This is a genomic window from Oceanospirillum multiglobuliferum (genome assembly GCF_900167095.1).
GTDB classification, from domain to species: Bacteria; Pseudomonadota; Gammaproteobacteria; order Pseudomonadales; family Halomonadaceae; genus Oceanospirillum; species Oceanospirillum multiglobuliferum.
The window spans coordinates 48,011-70,287 of the sequence record NZ_FUXG01000002.1 but is presented as its reverse complement, the minus strand read 5'-3'; the positions used below and the strand labels follow the sequence as shown (position 1 = coordinate 70,287).

The 22,277-nt window shown below is 46.0% G+C and carries 19 protein-coding genes; 7 read left to right on the top strand and 12 right to left on the bottom strand.

Annotation, left to right across the window (positions count from 1 at the left end):
• Nucleotides 1-39: 39 nt before the first annotated feature.
• Nucleotides 40-1,296, bottom strand: coding sequence for a cyclic di-GMP phosphodiesterase (locus B5D26_RS01690; RefSeq protein WP_078743966.1), 1,257 nt, complete (start codon nucleotides 1,294-1,296; stop codon nucleotides 40-42).
• Nucleotides 1,297-1,593: 297 nt separating this feature from the next.
• On the opposite strand from B5D26_RS01690, the gene B5D26_RS01685 reads away from it, so the two are divergent.
• Entirely contained in the window at nucleotides 1,594-2,217 is a 624-nt protein-coding gene (locus B5D26_RS01685) for a class I SAM-dependent methyltransferase (protein WP_078743965.1), read from the top strand.
• Here B5D26_RS01685 and B5D26_RS01680 read toward each other — a convergent pair.
• Nucleotides 2,214-3,116: a DMT family transporter gene (locus B5D26_RS01680; protein WP_078743964.1), complete on the bottom strand. Its 903-nt coding sequence runs from the start codon at nucleotides 3,114-3,116 to the stop codon at nucleotides 2,214-2,216. The two genes, B5D26_RS01685 and B5D26_RS01680, sit on opposite strands and share 4 nt — an antisense overlap.
• A 186-nt stretch (nucleotides 3,117-3,302) precedes the next feature.
• Here B5D26_RS01680 and B5D26_RS01675 point away from each other — a divergent pair, with 186 nt between their 5' ends.
• The 6 genes from B5D26_RS01675 to B5D26_RS01650 all read left to right on the top strand — a co-directional run bounded on the left by B5D26_RS01675 (nucleotide 3,303) and on the right by B5D26_RS01650 (nucleotide 7,162).
• Nucleotides 3,303-4,211 carry a helix-turn-helix domain-containing protein gene (locus B5D26_RS01675; RefSeq protein WP_078743963.1) on the top strand — a complete coding sequence of 303 codons (909 nt, stop codon included), beginning with the start codon at nucleotides 3,303-3,305 and terminating at the stop codon, nucleotides 4,209-4,211.
• Between the two features lie 22 nt (nucleotides 4,212-4,233).
• Nucleotides 4,234-4,587 carry a DHCW motif cupin fold protein gene (locus B5D26_RS01670; RefSeq protein WP_078743962.1) on the top strand — a complete coding sequence of 118 codons (354 nt, stop codon included), beginning with the start codon at nucleotides 4,234-4,236 and terminating at the stop codon, nucleotides 4,585-4,587.
• A gap of 383 nt (nucleotides 4,588-4,970) precedes the next feature.
• Nucleotides 4,971-5,870: a hypothetical protein gene (locus B5D26_RS01665; RefSeq protein WP_078743961.1), complete on the top strand. Its 900-nt coding sequence runs from the start codon at nucleotides 4,971-4,973 to the stop codon at nucleotides 5,868-5,870.
• A 134-nt stretch (nucleotides 5,871-6,004) separates the two neighbouring features.
• Nucleotides 6,005-6,529, top strand: a complete 525-nt coding sequence (gene dhiA / locus B5D26_RS01660; protein ID WP_078743960.1) for a type II toxin-antitoxin system antitoxin DhiA — start codon at nucleotides 6,005-6,007, stop codon at nucleotides 6,527-6,529.
• A 122-nt stretch (nucleotides 6,530-6,651) separates the two neighbouring features.
• Nucleotides 6,652-6,906, top strand: coding sequence for a type II toxin-antitoxin system Phd/YefM family antitoxin (locus B5D26_RS01655; protein WP_078743959.1), 255 nt, complete (start codon nucleotides 6,652-6,654; stop codon nucleotides 6,904-6,906).
• Nucleotides 6,899-7,162: a Txe/YoeB family addiction module toxin gene (locus B5D26_RS01650; protein ID WP_078743958.1), complete on the top strand. Its 264-nt coding sequence runs from the start codon at nucleotides 6,899-6,901 to the stop codon at nucleotides 7,160-7,162. Before B5D26_RS01655 ends, B5D26_RS01650 begins: the two co-directional genes overlap by 8 nt.
• A 64-nt stretch (nucleotides 7,163-7,226) precedes the next feature.
• Here B5D26_RS01650 and B5D26_RS01645 read toward each other — a convergent pair whose 3' ends face one another.
• The 10 genes from B5D26_RS01645 to B5D26_RS01600 all read right to left on the bottom strand — a co-directional run bounded on the left by B5D26_RS01645 (nucleotide 7,227) and on the right by B5D26_RS01600 (nucleotide 22,179).
• Entirely contained in the window at nucleotides 7,227-9,392 is a 2,166-nt protein-coding gene (locus tag B5D26_RS01645; RefSeq protein WP_078743957.1) for an FAD-dependent oxidoreductase, read from the bottom strand.
• Between the two features lie 74 nt (nucleotides 9,393-9,466).
• A complete protein-coding gene (locus tag B5D26_RS01640; protein WP_078743956.1) occupies nucleotides 9,467-9,709 on the bottom strand; it encodes a YheU family protein in 243 nt (80 codons plus the stop codon).
• A gap of 14 nt (nucleotides 9,710-9,723) precedes the next feature.
• A complete protein-coding gene (locus B5D26_RS01635; RefSeq protein WP_078743955.1) occupies nucleotides 9,724-10,383 on the bottom strand; it encodes a transglycosylase SLT domain-containing protein in 660 nt (219 codons plus the stop codon).
• Nucleotides 10,384-10,397: 14 nt separating this feature from the next.
• On the bottom strand, nucleotides 10,398-12,494 hold the full coding sequence (ligA, locus tag B5D26_RS01630; protein WP_078743954.1) for an NAD-dependent DNA ligase LigA: 2,097 nt from the start codon (nucleotides 12,492-12,494) through the stop codon (nucleotides 10,398-10,400).
• A gap of 66 nt (nucleotides 12,495-12,560) precedes the next feature.
• Nucleotides 12,561-14,234, bottom strand: coding sequence for a cell division protein ZipA (gene zipA, locus B5D26_RS01625; RefSeq protein WP_078743953.1), 1,674 nt, complete (start codon nucleotides 14,232-14,234; stop codon nucleotides 12,561-12,563).
• 82 nt (nucleotides 14,235-14,316) lie between these two features.
• A complete protein-coding gene (gene smc, locus B5D26_RS01620; RefSeq protein ID WP_078743952.1) occupies nucleotides 14,317-17,838 on the bottom strand; it encodes a chromosome segregation protein SMC in 3,522 nt (1,173 codons plus the stop codon).
• A gap of 19 nt (nucleotides 17,839-17,857) precedes the next feature.
• Nucleotides 17,858-19,075 carry a c-type cytochrome biogenesis protein CcmI gene (ccmI, locus tag B5D26_RS01615; protein ID WP_078743951.1) on the bottom strand — a complete coding sequence of 406 codons (1,218 nt, stop codon included), beginning with the start codon at nucleotides 19,073-19,075 and terminating at the stop codon, nucleotides 17,858-17,860.
• 22 nt (nucleotides 19,076-19,097) lie between these two features.
• On the bottom strand, nucleotides 19,098-19,649 hold the full coding sequence (locus B5D26_RS01610) for a cytochrome c-type biogenesis protein (protein ID WP_234985147.1): 552 nt from the start codon (nucleotides 19,647-19,649) through the stop codon (nucleotides 19,098-19,100).
• Complete coding sequence (locus tag B5D26_RS01605) at nucleotides 19,640-20,170, bottom strand: DsbE family thiol:disulfide interchange protein (protein ID WP_078743950.1); 531 nt, start codon at nucleotides 20,168-20,170, stop codon at nucleotides 19,640-19,642. The genes B5D26_RS01610 and B5D26_RS01605 overlap by 10 nt, the downstream gene beginning before the upstream one ends.
• On the bottom strand, nucleotides 20,167-22,179 hold the full coding sequence (locus tag B5D26_RS01600; protein ID WP_169917385.1) for a heme lyase CcmF/NrfE family subunit: 2,013 nt from the start codon (nucleotides 22,177-22,179) through the stop codon (nucleotides 20,167-20,169). Before B5D26_RS01600 ends, B5D26_RS01605 begins: the two co-directional genes overlap by 4 nt.
• Nucleotides 22,180-22,277 lie beyond the last annotated feature (98 nt).

The window sequence follows — 22,277 nt, the reverse complement described above, 5'->3', positions numbered from 1 at the left end:
GAGGTGCTACATACCACCTCATATTCTCCAATCAAGCCTTCACGAACCGAGTGCCGCTAACCTTGTGAAATCGCTTTCATCGAGCGTTCTGGCGATTTTGATATGCGCCAACTCTGGCAACATCAAATTCAGCTCCTCGCTGTAGCTGTCATTAATGGCCAGTTCATTGGTCAGTAATCGAATCACAGGACGTGCCCGATTTTCAGGGTTAATCGCTGTCACCAATGCCACTTGATTATCTTCTAATGCGACCATAGAACCCGGAGGATAAACCCCTAGCGCTTTAATAAACTGCTGTACCAAGCTGGCATCAAATAGCTTTGAGCGCCAACTGTACATTTTGGACAATACCTGTGTTGGACTGGCCGCAGCACTATAAAAACGCTCTCGCGTCATCGCTTCATAAGTACTGGTAATACCTAGAATTCTCGCCAGATAAGGGATCTTATCGCCTTTTAAGCCTTTGGGATAACCTGAACCATCATAACGCTCATGGTGGCTACCAATAATATCCCTAAGCTCACGAATACTGGACAGCTCATCGTGCAAACCAACAAAGCTCATACCTTCAATCACATGGTATTCGATGGCTTGTTTTTGGGCTTTATTCATCGGCCCTTGATGAGTCAATAAATACTCTGGCACTTTTAACATGCCAACATCATGCAACAAAGCACCTAAGCCAAGCACATGGATTTTATGGCTATCAAGCTGTAAATATTGCGCAAAAGCGATGGTCAAAATACAAACGTTAACTGACTTCTCAGCCAAAGACTGCTCTTTCTCTTTTAGGCGAGACAACAAAAGTAAAGAAGCCGCATCATTCAATGCATCATCAGCCAAGCGCTTAACCGCATCGGTCAGCTTTTTACAGCTCACTAATTTACCTTCACCAATACGTGTGAAAACGTCTTTGATTTCATCCACACAAACCGCAATGTTGCTTTCAATATGCTGCAACTCTTTGCGGCTTAAAAGTTCAGGCGCAGCCAGCAAACCTGTTCTTTTTTCGATTGGAATCTCTTCTTTTGGCTCTGGCGCTTGCTCAATTTCTTCAGTTTCTTCGACTACTTTAACTTCAGCAGCAGGTCTTCGCCGAAAATGAGCCAAAGATGCAGGCGTTGAAGCCATGACATCAATCACAACGCTTTTACAGCACTCTTGTAGTTGCTGTAGCTCTTTCTGGGTATTGATGGTGAACTCTCGACGCCAAAATGGCGACTGTAGCCAGCTCACATCCAGTTCAACAACCCTCATGCCAATACGGACATGGGTTACAGGTATTTTTTTTCGCATAATAAATCAGCCCGAAGGCCTTCCTTGGTATCGGTATTAGAAGAGTGGTAAGTCACCCTTATTTATTTTTATTTTGGGGATAGTTCAGTGTAGGGTTAAATAAATGGCTATGCAGTAATCACCATTTCCTTACACCAAACATGGCTATATGAACAGTTCACACACTGTGCCAACCTTTCACCTATTGATACATCTAAAAAAAATAAATACAAGTGTTTTGCTAGTTATAACGACACCTTTACCAAGTTTTTTATTTAGAGATGACAAATCGTCAAAATTGGTCTACGAGGAAGGAATATGTTGAGCAATCAGATCGGACTTTGGCTTAATCGTGTTCGCTACACAATTTACACGCCAATTTACAACCTTGTGATTCAAGCCCTGCAAAAAAGCAGAGCTGAAGCTATTTCTCGTTTAGAGATTCCCCCCAAGGCGAAAATATTGATAGTAGGCGCAGGGACTGGCAAAGATTTGGCATTTCTGCCCAAGGATGCTGAGATCAGTGCAATTGATATCACCCCCTCTATGTTAAGCCTACTCAAAGCAGAAGCGCTACGCACAGAACATAATGTACAAACTGCCGTGATGGACGCCGCACAGCTAGACTATGGTGATGAAAGCTTTGATCTGGTTTTACTTCACTTAATTTTAGCCGTTGTACCCAACCCCACAGGCTGTATCACCGAAGCCAGTCGTGTACTTAAAACAACAGGGCAAATCTCTCTCTTTGACAAATTTGTACCTGAAGGGCAAAAGGCTAGCCCGTTAAGAAAACTAGCCAATTTAATTACGCGCGTGCTGTTCTCCGATATTTCTCGCAGTGCAGAGCCTTACTTGCAACAAGGTCAGTTAACCAAAGTCAGCGACCAGCCTGCATTTTTAGGCGGGCAGTTTCGGCATATTGTGGCCAAAAAAGCTTAAGTGCTGACTGTTTTTGCTAAGAAACGTTGCGGTATTTTAGCAAAAATCAGTAAGTTACCTAATATTACCAAACTGAATCCAACTACAGACAATGTCGTCCACTGATAACCTTCATAAAAGGTTGAAACCGTTAAGGCGACAGCAGGGAACATCACCGTACTGTAAGCCGCTTTGTCGGCACCAATGCGCCCCACCAACATTAGATAACCTGTGAACGCAATCACCGTACCGGGAATCGCTAGGTACAACAGCGAATAAAGATAATCTGGGTTACTGCTAAATTTAAACTCAACACCTTGCACAGACGCCACAATGCTCATCACCAACACACCGTACAGCATGCTCCATGCATTGGTTGAAGGCGGTCTAAGCCCTTTTTGTTGATGACGCACCGACACCATATTACCGCTAGAGAAGAACCAAGTACCCAGTAGCGCTAAACCTATGCCCATTAACACCTCAATGTTAAAACCGTCTGAGTTGATTTCAGGCCAAAACAGCAAACTAATCCCCATCAAGCCCACCAACGCCCCTAAAACGGTGCTCAAAGTAGGGGTTTTGCCAAACCAAATACGGTTGTTGATCACATTCATCACCGTCGCCATCGAGAAAATCACCGAAGCCAAACCGCTGCTGATATAACCCGTAGCCGTGTAGAAGCAATAGAAATTAAAACAGAACAAACAACAACCCTGCACCACACAGAATAAGTGATCGTTCCGATTCAGAGGTTGTAAACGACGACTCAGTAGCAACAGCGCAAATAGCACCACACCAGCCAAACTAAATCGATAAATAATAGAAGCCTGCACCGCCACTTCGCCCAATTGAAGCTTAATAGCAATCCAAGTGGTGCCCCAAATTAAAACAGTTGATAGATACAAACTGATATTTAGCATAATACTCACTCCAAAGAACCAGCATTATTGTCGCTGGCTGAGCATTCTCCCAAAGTCACTTTGACCTGACTTTCAGATTCCTGCGGCTTTTATAGATTCTTGCGCTTTTTTTCAGAGCATATTGCTTGGTTATCCAGACCGCAGTAGCATGCAGAGTTCTTACTCTATCTATTCCGTGGGCTTATCGTGTCTGAGTCTCTAAATCCTATGCTGTCTGAACAGTCGCTTTCTGCGCCAGTATTTCACTGCCTTTCCCGTACACAAGCCCGTTTGGAAAACCATACGGCGTTGTACGAAGGGGTTAGTGCAGCTATTTGGCAGAGAGAAGAGTCCGCACTCACCCGCTACCAACATCCGGGGCACCACACCCTTAGCTGCTACTTAGATGGCGGACAAGATATTCGCCGCTTATACCCTAGCCGCAGCATCAGCGGTGGCGCGCCGGGGCGCATCTGCTTAATGCCTGAAGACCATGATTCCAACTGGGATGTGAACGGCAAAATCCGCTTTATGCACCTGTACTTCTCAGAACAGCATTTGCGTCACTTAGCAGGCCGTATTCAAGATAAAGGCAGCGACCACTTGGTCTTACAAGACCTGACCTTTATTGACGACCTATGGATCAGCCGCCTGTGCCAACAGATGATGATGCCGCTGAACTGGCAAGATAACGCCGACCAAATGATGCTCAGCAGCGCCAGCGATATGCTAATGGTGCATCTGCTGAAACACTATTGCAGTGATTACAAAGGGCTGCCAGAAAGCACAGGCGGTTTATCGCCTTATCTCAAACGGCAGATGATTGACTATATTGAACAGCACCTTGATCAACCTCTCACCTTGCAAGAGCTGGCGGCCTTTGCTCAACTGAGCGAGTACCACTTTGCGCGAATGTTTAAACAGTCTTTGGGCGTAGCACCGCACCAATACGTGACGTTAAGGCGCTTAAACTTAGCCGCATACTTGCTGAGACAGTCTAATAGCAGCTTGGCGGATATCGCCCTGCGTTGTGGCTTCTCAAGCCAAAGCCACCTCAGCCAGCGTTTTAAAGCACACTATCATGTGACCTTAGCGGAATATCGGAAGGGGCATTGAGCCTATATCAATCGGAGCTGTTATGAAAAACTCAAATATTCCTTTTCAAACCATAGACTGGAAAAATGTGCCTAGAACAGAGCATAAGGGCGAAACAGGAACCGCATATTGGCAAACAATGCAATTTGAGGGCTTAAGAGTCAGATATGTTGAATATTCAGAAAACTATAAAGCTGACCACTGGTGTGAAAAAGGACACATCGTGTATTGCCTTGAAGGTGAAGTGATCAATGAGCTTAAAGATGGCACCCAATCCATTTTGCGTAAAGGTATGTCATATATTGTTTCTGATGATTTAAGCAGCCATCGTTCAATAACTGAACAGGGTGTTCATTTGTTGATTATTGATGGTGATTTTTTGAAATCAAATATCTAATCAGGTCAGAAAAGAAACAGTACAGATATTACGAACAACTGATACGACTTAGCACCGAAACCTTGATCAATAGCAAAGTGTTAAGCGCTTCAGGTATAGCCCGAGGGGTGATTATTGCTAGTACAGCAGAAAACAGGTAAAAGAGAGCTTTATTAGAAAAAAATAGTGAACCAAGCGAGCGACTTAGGCGTGGAACAAGCCAGAAAATAGCGCGTAGATAAGCCACAGGTTGACAGGGAAAACATCGAGTTAAAACGCAAATTCCCTAGAGTCCTGCGGCCGTTCAACAAACGGTTATAGCCATGGTTTCGCCATCTGTATAACCGATTAATAGTTAAGCACATTAAGGACTGGCATACTTGAATCAATACAAGTTACGAAAAATGACTCTGTCATCTAATTTTGAATTAGAAATTAATGAGTCTAAATACTTAAAATTAAAGTCATCGAGAGACTGCTTGTCTGGTGCATTTTCAATTGAAGAAAAGTACGACCTCCTTATATCTAACTTCCTTGAGTTAGAAAAAGAATGCTTGAATATTACATGTGAACACATGCTTAAAAACAATGATGGCTATTCAGATTTCTTTGACATTAGAGCTAGACTCAACCGTAGGGTCGTAAACCTTTTAACAGCTTCAAGATTGTATATGGATCATTTAGGGCAACACGTAAAAGCTTGTTTGGTAGAAAAAGGCAGATGTAACGATGTAAAAGCGTTGTTCTCTTTGGAATATGATAGCTGCTTTGAATACCGATTTATGGAAGCACTACGAAATTATGTGCAGCACAGAGGCTTGGCGATCCATTCAAATACATTAGGTAGTTCTTGGACTTCAATGAATAAAAAAAATGGTGAGCTAGAGTACAAAAGTTGTATATTTACTCATAAAGATGAAATTTCTTCAGATAAATCGTTTAAAAGAACTGTCGCAAATGAAATGCCAGAAAAAGTAAACATATTACTAGCTTCACGTAAATATATTAGTTCAATTAGTAAAGTTCATGGAGAACTTCGACAGCTAATCTCGGATAATGTTATAACATCTCGAAATATCATTTCAGAACAAATAGAATGTTTTAAAAAACAAAGTGGCGATAACTCAATCGCGCTTGCTGCACTAAAAATCAATCAGGATAATGAAGTCATAGAAAGAGTAAATATTATACTTGATTGGGATGATGTGAGATTGAATTTAGAAAATAAAAATAAATTACTATATAGTCTTGGTCAAAGTTATGTAAGCAGTAGTGCTTATAACAAGCCAATTAAGCGAAACTAAAAAAGTTTGCTCAGTTCGAGGGTGAATCAACAAACAATCACTGCTAGCACTATTTTTTATTTTAAAAAAAACCGTCTCTTTAAGGAGACGTTACTATAGTAGAATGATGAAAATATCGGAAAGCTAGGTGATTTATGTTGAAGGTTATAGATGTCGATTTTGTCTCAGGTCATACATTAGCGCTAACGTTCAATGATGGCTACCAAGGTCATGCCGACTTGTCGGTGTATTTCACAAAAGCGCCTTTTTCTGAAGTTAAAGACTTTAAACGCTTTTCTTTAACCGCTGATGGTTCTCTAAATTGGAGCGGTAAGGAGTTATCTGCGGCGACGCTTCGTGATATTACGAAAGGCTCACAGACGCCCTCTGTTGAACTCAGCTTTAATGTTCAAGAGATGGAGGCTGTCATCAAACAAGCATCATGGGAGTCGATGATGGAAGGCCGCCCAGATATTTTGCAAGCGGCTATCCGCGCTTATGTTGAACAGTTTGGTCATAGTCAAGTGATCGCAAAAGCAGGCATAAAAAGCCGCACAAGTGCTTACCGTTCATTAAAGCCAGAAACAGCGCCAAACTTTGGTACATTGGTTCAGTTAGGGCATGCCGTTATTGAACTGGCAAAAGACCAACTCTCCGTAAGTAAGCTGCCACATAGATAATCTGTATTTACCCCCGCTTCCAGCGGTGATATTTCTCTACACAAGCCAACATGTTCCGCTAACTGTACAAGTTGGTTGTTTAGCCCTACACTTGTCTTATTAAACGTACATGTGGAGGTTTTATGAAAATTGTATCTTTTACCGAAGCTAGAAATAGCTTGAAGAGCGTTTTGGATGCGGTGGTTAATGACGCAGATACAACCGTGATCACACGTCGTGATTCTGAAGATGCCGTTGTGATGTCTCTGGATTACTACAATAGCTTAATGGAAACGGTTCATTTGCTTCGCTCTCCGGCAAATGCTGAGCACTTACACCGTTCAATTGCTCAATTTAAAGCGGGTAAGGTGAGCCAAAGAGATTTAATTGATGAGTAGTCGTTTATTATCTTGGACTGATGAATCTTGGGGCGATTATGTTTATTGGCAAACACAAGACAAGAAAACACTTAAACGTATCAATAAACTCATCACGGATGTTCAGCGTTCTCCTTTCGAGGGCATCGGTAAACCTGAGCCACTAAAAGAAAACTTATCTGGTTTTTGGTCGAGACGAATAGATGATACGAATAGGTTAGTTTATGCGGTTGATGATAGTGCTATCACGATCATTGCTTGCCGTTATCACTATTAATTTAGGTATTGTATCCTGCACAGGATGGCGTACAGAGTCACTCTAAGCCACTACCCCAACAGCTTCACCCCCGCTTCCAGCGGTGATATTTCTCGACCCAAGCCAATAGCTTCTGCGGGGCATGGGCTTTTTTCCACTCCCCTGCGGCAAACTTGTTGGCCTCTGCCAATGTTGGATAGGTGTGAATAGTGCCAAGAATTTTATTCAGCCCAAGGCCATGTTTCATCGCTAATACGTACTCGGCCAATAAATCACCCGCATGGGTGCCGACGATGGTCACGCCGAGAATTTTATCCTTACCCGGCACGGTGAGCACTTTTACAAACCCCTCGTTGCTGCTGTCGGTAATGGCACGGTCTAGGTCGTCGATACCATAACGGGTGACTTCAAAGGCGATGCCGCGCTCACGGGCTTCGGTTTCTGATAAGCCTACGCGGGCAACCTCTGGGTCAATAAAGGTTGTCCAAGGGATCACCGAGTAATCTGCTTTAAACTTTTTCCACTCACCAAAAAGGGCATTTACGGCGGCGTACCACGCCTGATGAGCCGCAGTATGGGTAAACTGATATGGCCCTGCCACGTCGCCTGCGGCGTAGATATTGGGGTATAGGGTTTCTAAATAGTCATTCGTAATCACTGTGCGCTCTGTTTGAATACCCAGCTCTTCTAAGCCGTAGCCTGTTAAACGAGCCGTGCGGCCTACGGCACAGATCAGGCGATCAAACAGGATCACCTCTTCCTCACCTGCGGCATTTTTCACAATCAGGCGTTTCTCTACAGTACCTTTATCTTCCAACTGCTCACAGCGTATCGCTTCGTAACCTGTCATCAGGCGTACACCGCTTTTACGCAGGGCTTGGGCGGCAAGCGCTGAAACCTCTGGGTCTTCCCGCATCATTACGCGGTTATTACGCTCCACCTGAATTACGTCACTGCCCAAACGGGCAAAACTTTGTGCCAGCTCACAACCGATAGGGCCACCCCCTAGGAGCACCATGCGCTTGGGAATCTCATCCTCTTTCGCCAGTGTTTCCCATAGGGTGTCGCTGGTGAGATAGCCCACTTGTTCTAATCCTTCAATAGAGGGCACAACAGGCTTGGCACCCGCGGCAATCACTATACTGCGTGCCGTTAATCGTTGTGTACCACCCGCATTCAGCTGAATCTCCACCGTCCAAGGGTCGATCAGTTTGGCGTAGCCTTGCAGCACTTCAACCCCTAGTCCGGTGTAACGCTCAACGCTGTCATGGGGTTCAATGGCGGCAATGATAGTGTGGATACGCTGCATCACTGCTTTGAAGCTGAAACTTGGCTTTACGGCGTTCAAACCATACTGATCCGCATGGCGCATCTGCTCGGCCACCTTGGCACTTTTAATCAGTGCTTTACTGGGCACACAGCCGTAGTTGAGGCAGTCACCGCCCATTTTGTTGGCTTCAACCAAGGTCACTTTAGCTTTGACTGCGGCGGCAATATAAGCGCTGACTAAACCAGCGGCACCACCGCCAATCACGATCATATTACGGTCGAACTGCGAGGGTTTACGAAAGCGTTTATACACACGGCGCTTCTTGATCTGCGCCAGCAACTTATTGGCGATAAGAGGAAACACACCCAATAGGGCGAAAGACGCGATGAGGTTGAACGATAAGATGCCAGATAAACTCTCTAGCTGCCCCAACTGAGTCCCCGCATTTACGTACACCAATGTACCGGGCAACATACCCAACTGGCTTACCCAATAGTAGGTTCTGGGTTTGATGGGGGTTAATCCCATCAGTAAGTTCACCAAAAAGAAAGGGAACACAGGCACAAGTCGCAGGGTGAATAAGTAAAAAGCCCCTTCTTTTTCAATACCTTGATTGATCGCCTGCAAGCGCTGCCCAAACTGCTTTTGTACTTTGTCTTTAAGTAGGTAACGCGCGGCCAGAAAAGCGACCGTCGCCCCAATGGTGGAAGCAAAAGACACCAGCACAAAGCCCCAAAACAAGCCAAAAAGTGCGCCAATGCCTAAGGTCATAATGGTGGCACCCGGCAGTGATAGCGCGGTAACCAGCACATAGATGATAAAGAAACTGAAGGTTGCTAATAAGGGTGAATCTACCAGCCAGTCTTCTAATTGATTGTGACTGGATTTTAGGCTTTCAAGGGTAAAAAACTGATTGATATCGAAGGCAAAGAAACCGACCACTAACGTCAAAATCAGGCCAAAAATAATACTCTTTTTCATAAACTCTGCGACTATTCATCATGGGTTTATTTACTGTACGCAATAACCTAACAAAGAGATGCAAAAATGCCGGATCAGTGTCCGGCATTTTGTAAACGTTTGCTGTATTCGCTTTGGGTTAGCACAGTTACCGACTGCGTAACCGGATCAAAAACAATCACAAGCAGCCCTTTTATCAACTGTTGTTTTACCTGTAAAACCCAGTCTTCTAAACCCTGATCAACTGTTGTGGTGTCATAGCCCTGACGTGTGACAAAATCCTCTAACAAACCTTGCAGAGCATCCGCTGATAACTCTTGGTAGGGTACTGCAATCATTTAATAGCACTCGATTAGAACACCCACCAACTGGTATTGCCCTTATTTAAAGAGCTTTTACATCCTTTCAGTTGGTTGTGATATTCGATGGCACGATTAGCCACTTTAGTTGCCACATCCTTGAGCCACTGCTTATTTTGCCAACTTTTCTTATCTGCAAAGCCACTATGGCCTTCGTGATACGCGATATACATGTAGTAAGTGTTATTGCGCTCTAACTGGTTGCGTTTATAGCCCTGATAGTTGTACCAACCGATAAAATCAACCGCATCATGAAAGATTACTCGGCTGGCACGACGGTTACCTGTGCTCTCTTGATACTCTTGCCATGTGCTGTCTAAGGCTTGTGTGTAACCATAAGAGCTGGATTTTCTAGGCCCAGGAATAATCCCCAGAATGGTAGTGCGTTCAGGCTGAGCGTCAGACTGGAACGAAGACTCTTGCTGAATAAACGCCAGTGCAACTGGCACAGGTGTGCCCCAACGTTGTTCCGCTTCTTTTGCTGAGACATACCAGTCAGGATATTGACGAAAAATCTCACAAGCATTTTCGGTATTGTTAGGCTTTGCCACTGCGCAACCATACAAACTGGCTGCTAGCATCAAAACTGCACCCAAACGAAGGGGCCGTTTTGCAAATGCCCATAATTCTATTGTGTGAGATTTTATAGTCATATCAATACCTTGATTTAATCCTGTAGCACGGGTGCTTCCTGTTGAGCCAACAATGCTAATAAACCTGCTTCATCCAAAACAGGAATACCCAATTGTTCCGCTTTGGTCAACTTTGAACCTGCTGCTTCACCTGCCACAACTAGATGGGTTTTCTTAGAAACACTACCCGTTACCTTTGCGCCTAAAGCTTGCAAACGCGCTTTAGCTTCATCTCGGGATAAACTCTGTAAACTGCCTGTTAAGACAATAATTTGCTCTGCCAAAGGCAATGTCTCTGCCGCAGGTTTTGGTGCAATAGCAGGCCACTCAATACCTTCTGCAAGCAGCGCTTTAATAGACTCAAGGTTGTGCGGCTGGCGAAAGAACGTCACCAGATGATGTGCAACAATAGGCCCCACATCAGGCACTGCTAGCAATGCGGTCTCGTCAGCCTCAATCAGCGATTCTAGATTGGTAAAGTGCTGCGCCAGTTGGTTAGCCGTTACTTCACCTACCTCACGAATACCCAATGCATAAATAAAACGGGCTAGTGTGGTTTTCTTGCTTTTATTCAAGGCATCTAACAGGTTTTGAGCCGACTTTGGCCCCATGCGTTCTAAAGCAGCAACCTGTTCCACTTGCAGATGAAATAGATCAGGCAAACCATTCACTAAGTTCTGGTCTACCAGTAGTTCAACCAGCTTATCGCCTAAACCTTCCACATCTAAGGCTTTGCGAGAGGCAAAGTGTTTGATCCCCTCTTTACGCTGAGCGGCACAGACTAAACCACCTGCACAGCGTACAACGGCTTCACCTTCTGCTCGCTCAGTTTCTGAGCCGCAGACCGGACAAACAGCAGGAAATAATACTGGGCTGGCGTCTGCGGGGCGTTTTTCTAGCACTACAGATACAATTTGAGGAATCACATCCCCTGCACGGCGCACTATAACCATATCACCGACCATTACGCCTAAACGCGCTACCTCATCAGCATTATGCAATGTTGCATTGGATACGGTGACACCGCCGACATAAACAGGTGCTAAGCGAGCCACAGGGGTAATCGCGCCTGTACGCCCCACTTGAAACTCAACATCGTTTAGACGTGTCATCTCTTCTTGAGCAGGAAACTTATAGGCAATCGCCCAACGCGGCGCACGAGACACAAAGCCGAGCTGTTTTTGTAGTTCAAAATGATTCACTTTAAAAACAATGCCATCTATCTCAAAAGGCAGCTCATTACGGCGCGCGCCCAAGGCTCTGTAGTAGTCCAAACAACCTTGTACACCGCTCACCACTTGCAATTCAGGATTTAATCTAAACCCCAGTTCGCTCAACTGTTGAAGCATTTCGCTGTGACGCGCAGGTAGATAACCTTCTGAAACTTCACCCATGCTATAGGCACAAAATTCTAAAGGTCGAGAAGCCGTAACTTTGCTGTCGAGTTGGCGTAAGCTACCCGCAGCAGCATTGCGTGGGTTTACAAAAACCTTTTCGCCATTTTCTAGTGCCAAGCGATTTAAACGCTCAAAGCCTGCTTTGGGCATATACACTTCGCCACGTACCTCTAATACTTCAGGCCAGTTATCACCTTGAAGCCTTAGCGGCACAGAGCCGATGGTGCGTACATTCTGTGTAATCTCTTCCCCTGTTTGCCCATCGCCTCGGGTGGCGGCTTGCACTAAAAAGCCTTTCTCATACCTCAGGCTTAAAGCGATGCCGTCTAGCTTGGGTTCACAGGCGTATTCAATTTCAGCCTCAACTTTCAAACGATCTCGAACACGGCGATTGAAGGCACTGAACTCTTCATCATCAAAGGCGTTATCTAGAGATAGCATAGGTACAACATGTTGCACCTGCTTGAATGAATCTAATGCGATACCGCCCACCCGCTGACTAGGGGAGTCTACTTGCACCAGATCAGGAAACTCGGCTTCTAGGGCTTGTAAACGACGCATTAAGCGGTCGTACTCTGCATCAGGAATACTAGGTTGATCCAATACATAGTACAGATGGTTATGGTGGTTTAGCTCAGCACTTAGCTGCGCAATTTCTTCAGCCGCTTGTTGCTGTAAATTCAGATCAGAAGAGGAAGGTTCAGCGGTAGAGAAAAGATCAGGGGTAAACGACATGGGGTGGCTCTGTATCTCTAAAAAGTTAAGGGCCGCATTTAAGCAGCCCTAACCAGTCAATTGAAGTTAGCGTGCGCGCGTGAGCTGCTTGCGCTCAAAATCTTGAATCCGTTGACGATAGTGTTCAATAGTTTGTGGTGTCATAACGCTACGCTGTTCATCTCGTAGTTCACCATTCAAGTTTTTCACAATCACTTTGGCGGTTTCCAGCATATAGGTGAAACACTCTTGGCTGCTACCCGGCGCTGGTAAACCCATAATAAAAGTGACACTAGGCAGAGATAACTCATCGATGTTGTCCATATCGAAAGTGCCAGGGTTCACCGAGCTCAACATAGAAAACTGAATATGAGGGCCACGCTCTGTTTTGAGGAAACGATGAAAAACCTGCATCTCGCCATATTGCATACCGCAAGCTAACGCAACTTGTAAAAGCCTTGGCCCAGAGAAACCCTCTGCATCTTTGCACTTCACATTTAGCACTAACAGCTCTGATGCCTCTGCAAGCTGATTACGCTCATCTTCTTCGCTGAGAAGCGGTTGGCGCTTAACGGGCTTTTCACGTAACACCTCAACTTTTGCCTCAGGCTTAGGTGCTGCTTGTGTTGGAGGTTTTGGTGCAGCCTGTATTTGAGGCTTCGGCTGAGTAAGAGCAGGTTCAGCATTAGCCTGATTTCGTGGTGCTGAACGGGTTAAAGCTTTTGGCTCATAATGATCATGCAGGCTTTTGCGCACTAAAGGACGCTTTTCAACACAAGCGCCTAAAATACGCATTGCCGCTGCTTTTACAGGATCAACCGCTTCAGCTGCTGCTTTAGCCTCTAACTCAGCCTGAGCTTTAGCTTCAGCCGCTAGTTGACGCGCTTGTTCTTGCTCTAACCGAGCCTGCTCTCGCTCATACTCTTCTTGTAAGCGTGCGAGTTTGGCTTCTTGTTCCAACTGAGCTTGTAGCGCTTTTTGCTCTGCGGCGTAGGCTGCCGCCATCGCTTGAGAAACCGCTTGTGCATCTAGCTCATCAGTATCGTCAGCTTCCTCATGAACAACGCTATCCCTTGCAAGCGCATCATTCTCAATCTCTAAATCTAGAGCACTGGCACTGATATAGACCTGTTCATCTGCTTCATGTAGATTCTCTGGTTGTGCTACATCGTCAGGCACTACATCATCAATAGATGCTTCAAAATATGGGTCAGCAGCATATTCTGGCTCCAACTGCTCTTGGTCATGCAGTTCTTGATCATGCATGGCTTGTTCATAAAGTTCTTGCTGAGTTTTATAGCGCCACGGCTGCTCTTCTTGCTCAGGCTCATCAAATTCAGGCTCAAGCTGATCCTCTTGCTGAGAATTCGATACACTTTGGCGGTCATCTGCTAAATCATTTTCTGAAGCTGAGTATTCAGATTGACTCAGAGACTGCTCATACTCCTCCACAAAAGAGGGGCGATAAAGTTCATTTTGACTATCAACTTCTGAGGCTTGATCAGCGTTATCAGAAGACACCGAAACCACCTGACGCAAAACAGGAATAGGATCGTTTTCAAAAACCTCAGGGTCTAGTGTTTTAACGATACGAGCACCACCTTTTGGTAGTTCTCTTTGGATTTCAGCTTCGCGCTCTTGTGCAGCTTGATCAAATTCATGTTGGTCTTTAGAGGCCTTGCGCATACGCCGGATACCATCGGCTATAATAACCAGCACAATTACACCACCAAAAACCATTAGCCACTCACGTAAACCCATGAGGCATATACCCTGCAAGACAGATGATTAATAAGAGATTTCAGACAAATATTGAATTATTTTACGCTACAACGGTTAAAAATCATACATCTACAAGTGCAGTTGCTTCGTCAATATCGACGGCAACAATGCGCGAAACCCCTGGTTCCTGCATGGTAACACCCATCAAATGATCAGCCATCTCCATGGCAATTTTATTGTGGCTGATGTAAATAAACTGAAGATGTGCTGACATTTCTTTTACCATACGGGCGTATCGACCAACGTTGGCATCATCTAAAGGCGCATCCACTTCATCCAACATACAAAAAGGGGCTGGATTTAGCTGGAAAATCGAAAATACCAGTGCGATTGCCGTTAAAGCCTTTTCGCCACCCGATAGTAAATGAATGGTGCTGTTTTTCTTACCCGGTGGGCGCGCCATAATTGACACCCCTGTTTCGAGCAGATCATCTCCTGTCAGGGCCAACCAAGCACTACCGCCACCAAAAACTTTAGGAAACAGCTTTTGTAGCCAGCCATTTACTTCATCAAAGGTTTGTTTAAAGCGCTGACGGGTTTCTTTGTCAATTTTACGAATAGCCTCTTCGAGCATACCCAACGCTTCTGTCAGTTCGGTATTTTGACCGTCTAGATACTGTTTGCGCTCAAGCTGCGCTTCATATTCTTCAATGGCGGCTAGGTTAATCGCACCCAACCGTTTGATTTTTTCTGACACTTCCTCTTGGCGCTGTTGCCAAACTGAGGCGGTTGCATCTTCGGGCAAATCAGTGAGCAAACTTTCAAGATCGCCCCCAATCTCATCTAACTGTTCATTAATACCTTCACGCTGAACCGAAAGCGCCTGCTGCTGCATGCGCATTTTTTCCAGCTCGGTGCGTACACGCTCAAGCTCACGCTCATGCTCACCACGACTTTTTTCTAGCTGACGCATATGATCATTGAGTTGCTGAGTCTTTTCACGCACGGCTAACAGCTGCTCTTCTTTTTCGGTGCGTTGTTCGATCAGCTCATCCAATAAAATTTCGCTGTCTTCTTTAGGCTCTTGAATGTTCTCAAAGCTTTCAATCAACTGCTCACGTTTTTCTAATAAGCGCTCAATTTGTAGCTCTAAACGTTCAACACCACTTTGTGCCAGTTGTTGCTGTCCGGTGAGTTCCTGCTTGCGAAGTGCCAATTGGTGTAGGCTATCTCGCTCGATACGCACAGACTGACGCTGACGCTCATACTGTTCACGGAACTGTTCTCGATCCGTTTGCAATTGCTCTTTTTGCTCGGCAAATTCTTCCGTTTTCTCTAGGGCAATTTGCCAATGTTCACGGGTTTCCTCTTGCGTGATCTCTTCTTCGGCAATGCGCTCTTGTACTTGCATCAGTTCTTCGTTGAGATGACGCTGACGCTCATTGAACTGCTCAAGCTTGAGTTGACGAGTACGAATTTGGCTGTCTAAGTCACTTTTATGCTTTTGTGCCAGCATCCGCTGATCAGCCTGATGAGACACCTGCTGTTCTATTTGTACTTGCTGTTGCTGTAACTCTTCTAACTTAAGTTCTAACTCAAGCAGTGTTTGAGCAGTGGTTTCTTGTTGCTGTAGTAATTGTTCAATTTCACGGCCACGATTCAAAACACCTTGGGCTTGCTGGTTGCCTTTTTGATAACGTAACCAGCCTTTGCCTAGCCAGATGCCGCTTTCAGTGATCACGGAATAGCCTGCAGGTAACTGCGCCAAACGCTGAAAGGCTTGCTGCACATTATCCGCAGTGACGACAAGATACAGCGCCTCAGGCACGGCCCCTTGTATCTGCACTTGTGCGGCTAAGGTTTGTTCAACGGGTAGATTTTGCGCTTGGTCTTGCAGGTGAAATGCGATATTAGCCTGCGGCCAGTGTTCAAGCTGCTGCTCTAAGTGATGAGCCAATTCAGGTAGCTGCAAGCTTTTGCAACTGAGCGCTTGTAGCTGATCAGCCAACACCGTTTCTACCGCCAATGCCCAACGGGGTGTGACCTCTAACTGCTGTGCCAGCTTGGGGGCTTGGTCGAGATTTTGATCCGCTAACCACTGCTGTAGCTGTGGATCATCATCGGCCAATGCGGCTTCTTGCAACGCTTGTAGTGAAGCCAAGCGACCTTGATTGATCTGCTGCTGAGAGCGCGCTTGATCTAACTGCTGCTGTTGTTGACTCAGTTGCTCACGACAATCTTGAAGCTGCTCTTTAAGGCTAAAAGTGCTTTCCTCTAGCTGCTCAAGGTTCAACTCATGCTCTAACGCGCGCTCTTGTAATAGGGCGAGTTCTTCATCTTCTAACTCAGGAGCACTCAGTTCTGCCAGTTGCGTTTGTAAACGCTGCCGACGTTGATTCAGCTCTTGCAGGGTACGGTCATGCTGCTGAATACGACTTTGTGCCAGCTCAGCTTCTCGCTGATACTGTTGGGCTTGCTGATTGAAGTTGTCCCAACGATTTTGCCACGCTTGTACTTGCTCTTCTGAGCTTTCAAGGGCAAGTTCTAAGCTTTCACAACGGGCTTGTTGCAGCTCAAAGTCAGGCAGCACCGTTTCGAGCTGTCGCTCAACCTCTTGCAGGCGCAGTTGATCTTGCTCTTGCTGATAGCGGCTTTCCTGTAGGTTACGATCAACCTCTGCCAAATCAATTTGCAACTGTTGACCACGCTGTTGGCGGTGGCTCATTTGTTGTTCGAGTCGAGTGATCTGATTGCCCAACTCATAAAACACAGCTTGCAGTTGTTCTAGCTGATCATTAGCGGTTTGATGCTGCTGTCGGCTACTTTCAATCTCTGTTTCTGAGCGCCGCAGGGCAAATAGATGTTTTTCAGACTGCTGCTCTAAATCGCCAATCACTTGTACAAATTGACGGATTTGAAAATCCAGATCACGCCAACGAATCGCCCGCAGCTGCCCTTTTAAACGACGATCTTGGCTTTTCAGCTCACGATAGCGCTGTGCGGCTTCAGCTTGACGCTGTAAACGTTGTAGTTGGCGCTCTAGCTCATCTCGAATGTCTTGTAAGCGTTCAAGGTTTTCGTGGGTGCGGCGCATTCGGCTTTCGGTTTCTTTACGCCGCTCTTTATATTTAGAGATACCTGCCGCTTCTTCGATAGTCGCCCGCAGTTCTTCTGGCTTGGCATCAATCAAGCGCGAAATCATGCCTTGCTCAATAATGGCATAACTGCGCGGCCCTAAACCCGTGCCCATAAAGATTTCGGTAATATCTTTACGACGGCATTTGGTGCCATTTAAGAAATAGTTCGACTGACCATCACGGGTTACTTGGCGCTTAAGGGCAATCTCAGCGTATTGGCCATATTGCCCCTGCAAGCTGCCATCGCTGTTATCAAACACCAACTCGATAGAAGCTTGCCCAACAGGCTTACGGGAGGTCGAGCCGTTGAAAATCACATCGGTCATCGACTCCCCGCGCAGGTGCTTGGCGGAGCTTTCCCCCATCACCCAACGTACGGCATCAATAATATTCGATTTGCCACAACCATTTGGCCCGACCACACAGGTCATATTTTTGCTGAACGGCACGGTTGTGGCGTCTACAAAAGATTTAAATCCTGATAAGCGAATACACTTCAGCCGCATTGATGATTACCCATGCAGACTACTGCACTACATCCGTGATAATGATAGATACAACCTCTTGGTGGCTGACGGGATAAGGCCCGCTCATACCTTGTAAATCACCCGCTTGAGGCTCAGGTGTGCCCGCTTTGGTGATACGAGCAGTTAAATTCACCTGCTGAGCACTGGACAAACGTGCCATAGGTGCCACGGCCATAGAGTCATCTAAGGTAATATCAACAGGCAGATCAGCCACTGTAAAACGCGCTGCTGCCAAAGGCATTGGCGGGCCACCCGCAGGTGAGCGTGCAAAAACAAACACCGTGTCTTCAGGCTTGGCTTGCGCTTTTAATGCTTCTGATAAGCTCACTCGAACTTTGATTCGAGGCCCTGTTATTGCAACCTCTACTTTTTCACCCGCTGCTTCTAAGCGGCGCACTGCTTCAGCAACACCTGAGCGCAAGGCACTGGCACTGTTGGGGTCTTGAATGTTTGCCAGCGCTTTCTGCCAAAACTCAATGGCGGTGCGATAATCTGAAGCTTCAAAAGCAGCAATACCACGCAGACCTAACGCCGCAGCTTCATTAGGATCAATACCTAGTGCTTCATCTAATAGGTTGCTGATCTTTGTCGTCATTTGATTGTTTTGCGAGAAGTACAACGCCTGCGCATACTGTGCTAGTGCGACAGCGGTACGGCCCTCAAGCTTAATTACTTTTTCCATCGCTTGTGCAGCTTCGGCAAAACGTCCCATATTCATATAAGTACGGGCTAACAAATACCAGCCGTCTACACTTTCTGGGTTATCACGCAAGCTCTCTTCTAAGCGTATGACCAGTTCATCAACTGAAGGCATATTGCCATTTTGGCGCTCCATCGTCAGTTCAACATGACGACTATTACCAAACTGAAAGTACCAACCTAAAGATCCGATCGTGACCAATGCAATTAGGCAAATACTCAATAGCCAGCTAGGGCGAGTGGCCTTAAGGACAGGGGCATCTTTATCCCCCACATCATCTAACAGCGTTTGTTCAAGCTCAGACTGCATCTGATCAAACTGCTCTGCTAGTAAGTTGCCTTGGGCTTTTTCTGCTTCAAGCTCTGCTAAACGTTGACGATACATCGCCACGTTTTGTTCTGTACGCTCAGCTTCTGTCAACTCTGCGTTTTGATTGTTTTTTCTGAGCAACGGCAACAGCATAAAAAGGGCAGCCATTGCGGTTAATGCCGCTATACCGATCCAAAGTGATGTCATGGGTTATCTCAAATACTCAGTTTTAGCGGCGGCTTTTCTTTTTGCCACTACTGTTAACAGTTTTCTGCTTTAACACTTGGTTTAAGCGTTCACGGGACTGGCTATCCATCGCTTCATCGGCATTAGCTTGCTGTTTGCGGTTACGTATCATAATAACGACGACCAGCAGTCCAATCATGACCAAAATTACTGGGCCATACCAAAGCAGATAAGTTAAGCGATTAACAGGCGGTTCATACAAAACGAAGTCGCCATAGCGCGCCACCATAAAATCAATGATCTGCTCATCGTCAAAACCTTCATGCAGCAGGCGATGAACTTGTATGCGCAGGTCTGAAGCGATGGGGGCGTTAGAGTCGATGATATTTTGGTTCTGGCATTTTGGGCAGCGCAAGATAAAGGCCAAATGCTGATAACGATTACGCAGCTCTTCATTGCTAAACTCAAACGCATCAATGTTTGCCTGCGCTAAACTTGGCAATAGGCTGAACATTAGCAGCAAGAAAGAGCGCGTCCAAAAACGCCCTGTCAGCCCAGAGGGCTTGCTCATTTGTAGTGGGAAAGCTATTGCCATTTCTTCACCTCAGGTAACAACTCTTGCTGCCAAATTTGACGGTCAATAACACCTACAAAGCGGTAACGTATAATGCCTTGTTTATCAACAATGTAGGTTTCAGGTGCGCCATAAACCCCTAGGTCTAAACCTAAACGACCATCAACGTCATATAGGCTGAACTGATAAGGATCCATGTACTCATCTAGCCACTTTAGGGCAGCACCACGCTCATCTTTGTAGTTCAAACCAAAAATGGGAATACCAGTTTCACGGGCAATACGTACCAATTCAGGGTGTTCTTGACGACAAGACACGCACCAAGTCGCCCAAACATTAACCAATGACACTTTACCTTGCAGTACTTGTTCTGTGATCTGTGCTGACTCATCCTTTACTGTGTTCAAAGTAAAAGAGGGAAATGCTTTGCCAATCAAGGCTGATGGCATCTCTCTTGGATCAAGCTTCAAGCCCTGCCAAAAGAAAAAGCCCAATACAAAAAATAGTACTAAGGGTATAAATAAAATCAGACGTTTATTCATGCGGAAGCTCCTGTCACAGCACCAGTGTCCTTATTTTCTGACTCAGTAGCTTGTACGGTTACACCCGCCTGACGCATCGCTTTTTGGCGATAACGCTTGTCAAATGCGGCAAGTAAACCACCTAGAGTCATCACAACGCCACCAATCCATAACCAACGAACAAAAGGTTTATGCTGTACGCGTACCGCCCAAGCACCGCCTTCTAATGGCTCGCCCATTGCAACATAGAGATCTCTAAATAACCCCCAGTCAATGGAAGCCTCAGTCATCACTTGGTTACGAGCGGTATAGCGACGTTTTTGTGGATACAATACAGAGACCAGCTTATCGCCTTCCCAAATACGAATTTCACTTTGCTCTGCGGTCCAGTTAGGACCATCAACATGACGAATATCTGTCAGCTCAAACTGAAACTCGCCCATGGTCACTTTACTGCCAGGCAACATGCGGGCATCTAGCTCTTGGGTGTAGTTCGCAACTAGCGTCATCCCCACAACAGTGATTACAGCGCCTACATGCCCTAACACCATGCCCCAATAGCTACGCCCTAAGCTCATCAGCCCTTTAACATTCCAACCTTTATGCTTAAGCTTGTCGGCGATATCACGCATCTGTGTTAAGAAGATCCACAGCGCCAGCATCATGCCTAAAAAGACATAACCGTTCCATTTTCCACCCATAATAAAAGGTAAGGCTGCACCGGCCACAACACTGATAGCTGCCGACAACCAAACACGCTTGATTAGAGTGCTGCGCTCTGTGTTCTTCCAGCGTGATGCAGGGCCAAGGCCCATAAACACAGCCAGAATACTCATCAAGGGAACGAAGAGTGCATTAAAATACGGTGGGCCAACAGAGATTTTACCAAGGCCCAGCGCATCTAAAATCAGCGGGTAGATTGTGCCCAACAATACTGTCGCCATCACAATCACAAGCATAATGTTATTGACCAGCAAAAAAGCTTCGCGGGACATCCAAGTAAAACGCACTTTGGCTTTAATATCAGGCGCACGCAGGGCGTAAAGCACAAAAGAGCCGCCAATAGTAATCGCCAACAGCGCCAGAATGTAATAGCCACGCTCAGGGTCAGTAGCAAAGGCATGTACAGAGGTCAAAACCCCAGAACGTACAAGGAAAGTGCCTAGCAGACTCAATGAAAATGCAAAGATCGCCAGTAATACGGTCCAGTTTTTAAACACACCACGCTTTTCTGTCACCGCCAATGAGTGCATCAAAGCAGTACCGACCAGCCAAGGCATAAGAGACGCATTTTCTACCGGATCCCAGAACCACCAGCCGCCCCAGCCAAGCTCGTAGTAAGCCCACCAGCTGCCTAGTGCAATACCCAAAGTCAGAAATGCCCAAGCCACACTTGTCCAAGGGCGAGACCAACGCGCCCAAGCGGTATCTAAACGACCACTGATAAGTGCGGCGATAGCAAAAGCGAATGCAACTGAAAAACCCACATAGCCCATATACAACATCGGCGGATGGACAATAAGCCCGAAGTCTTGCAAAAGCGGGTTCAAGTCACTGCCTTCACGAGGAATTTGCGGCAATATGCGGTTAAAAGGATTTGAGGTATGCAAAACAAAAGACAAGAAGCCCACACTGACCATACCCAGTACAGCAACAACTCGTGCCAACATATCTTCTGGCAAACTACGGCTGAATAGTGTGACCGCAAAACTCCACGCCGCTAAAATCCAAACCCATAACAGTAAGGAACCTTCGTGACCTCCCCACACCGCACTAATTTTATAGGGCGTGGGTAACTGAGTGTTAGAGTTGCTCGCCACATAGGCCACAGAGAAGTCATCGGTGACAAAGGCATAGCCCAACATAAAGAGGGAGACGCTGACAAAAAAGAACTGTCCCCAAACCATCGGGGTGCCATAACTCATCCAACCTGTCATTTTCAGCTGAGCGCCCAACAGCGGTACAACCGCTTGAACTAACGCCATCACCAATGCCAGAATCAAGGCGTAATGGCCCAACTCCGGTAACATTAATTCGGTCATATTAACCTCTGTTTGCAGATGGTTTGGCCTTGCGATAAACAAGGCCTAAAAGAGAGATCACTTGCAGTGTATTTATTTCTGACAGC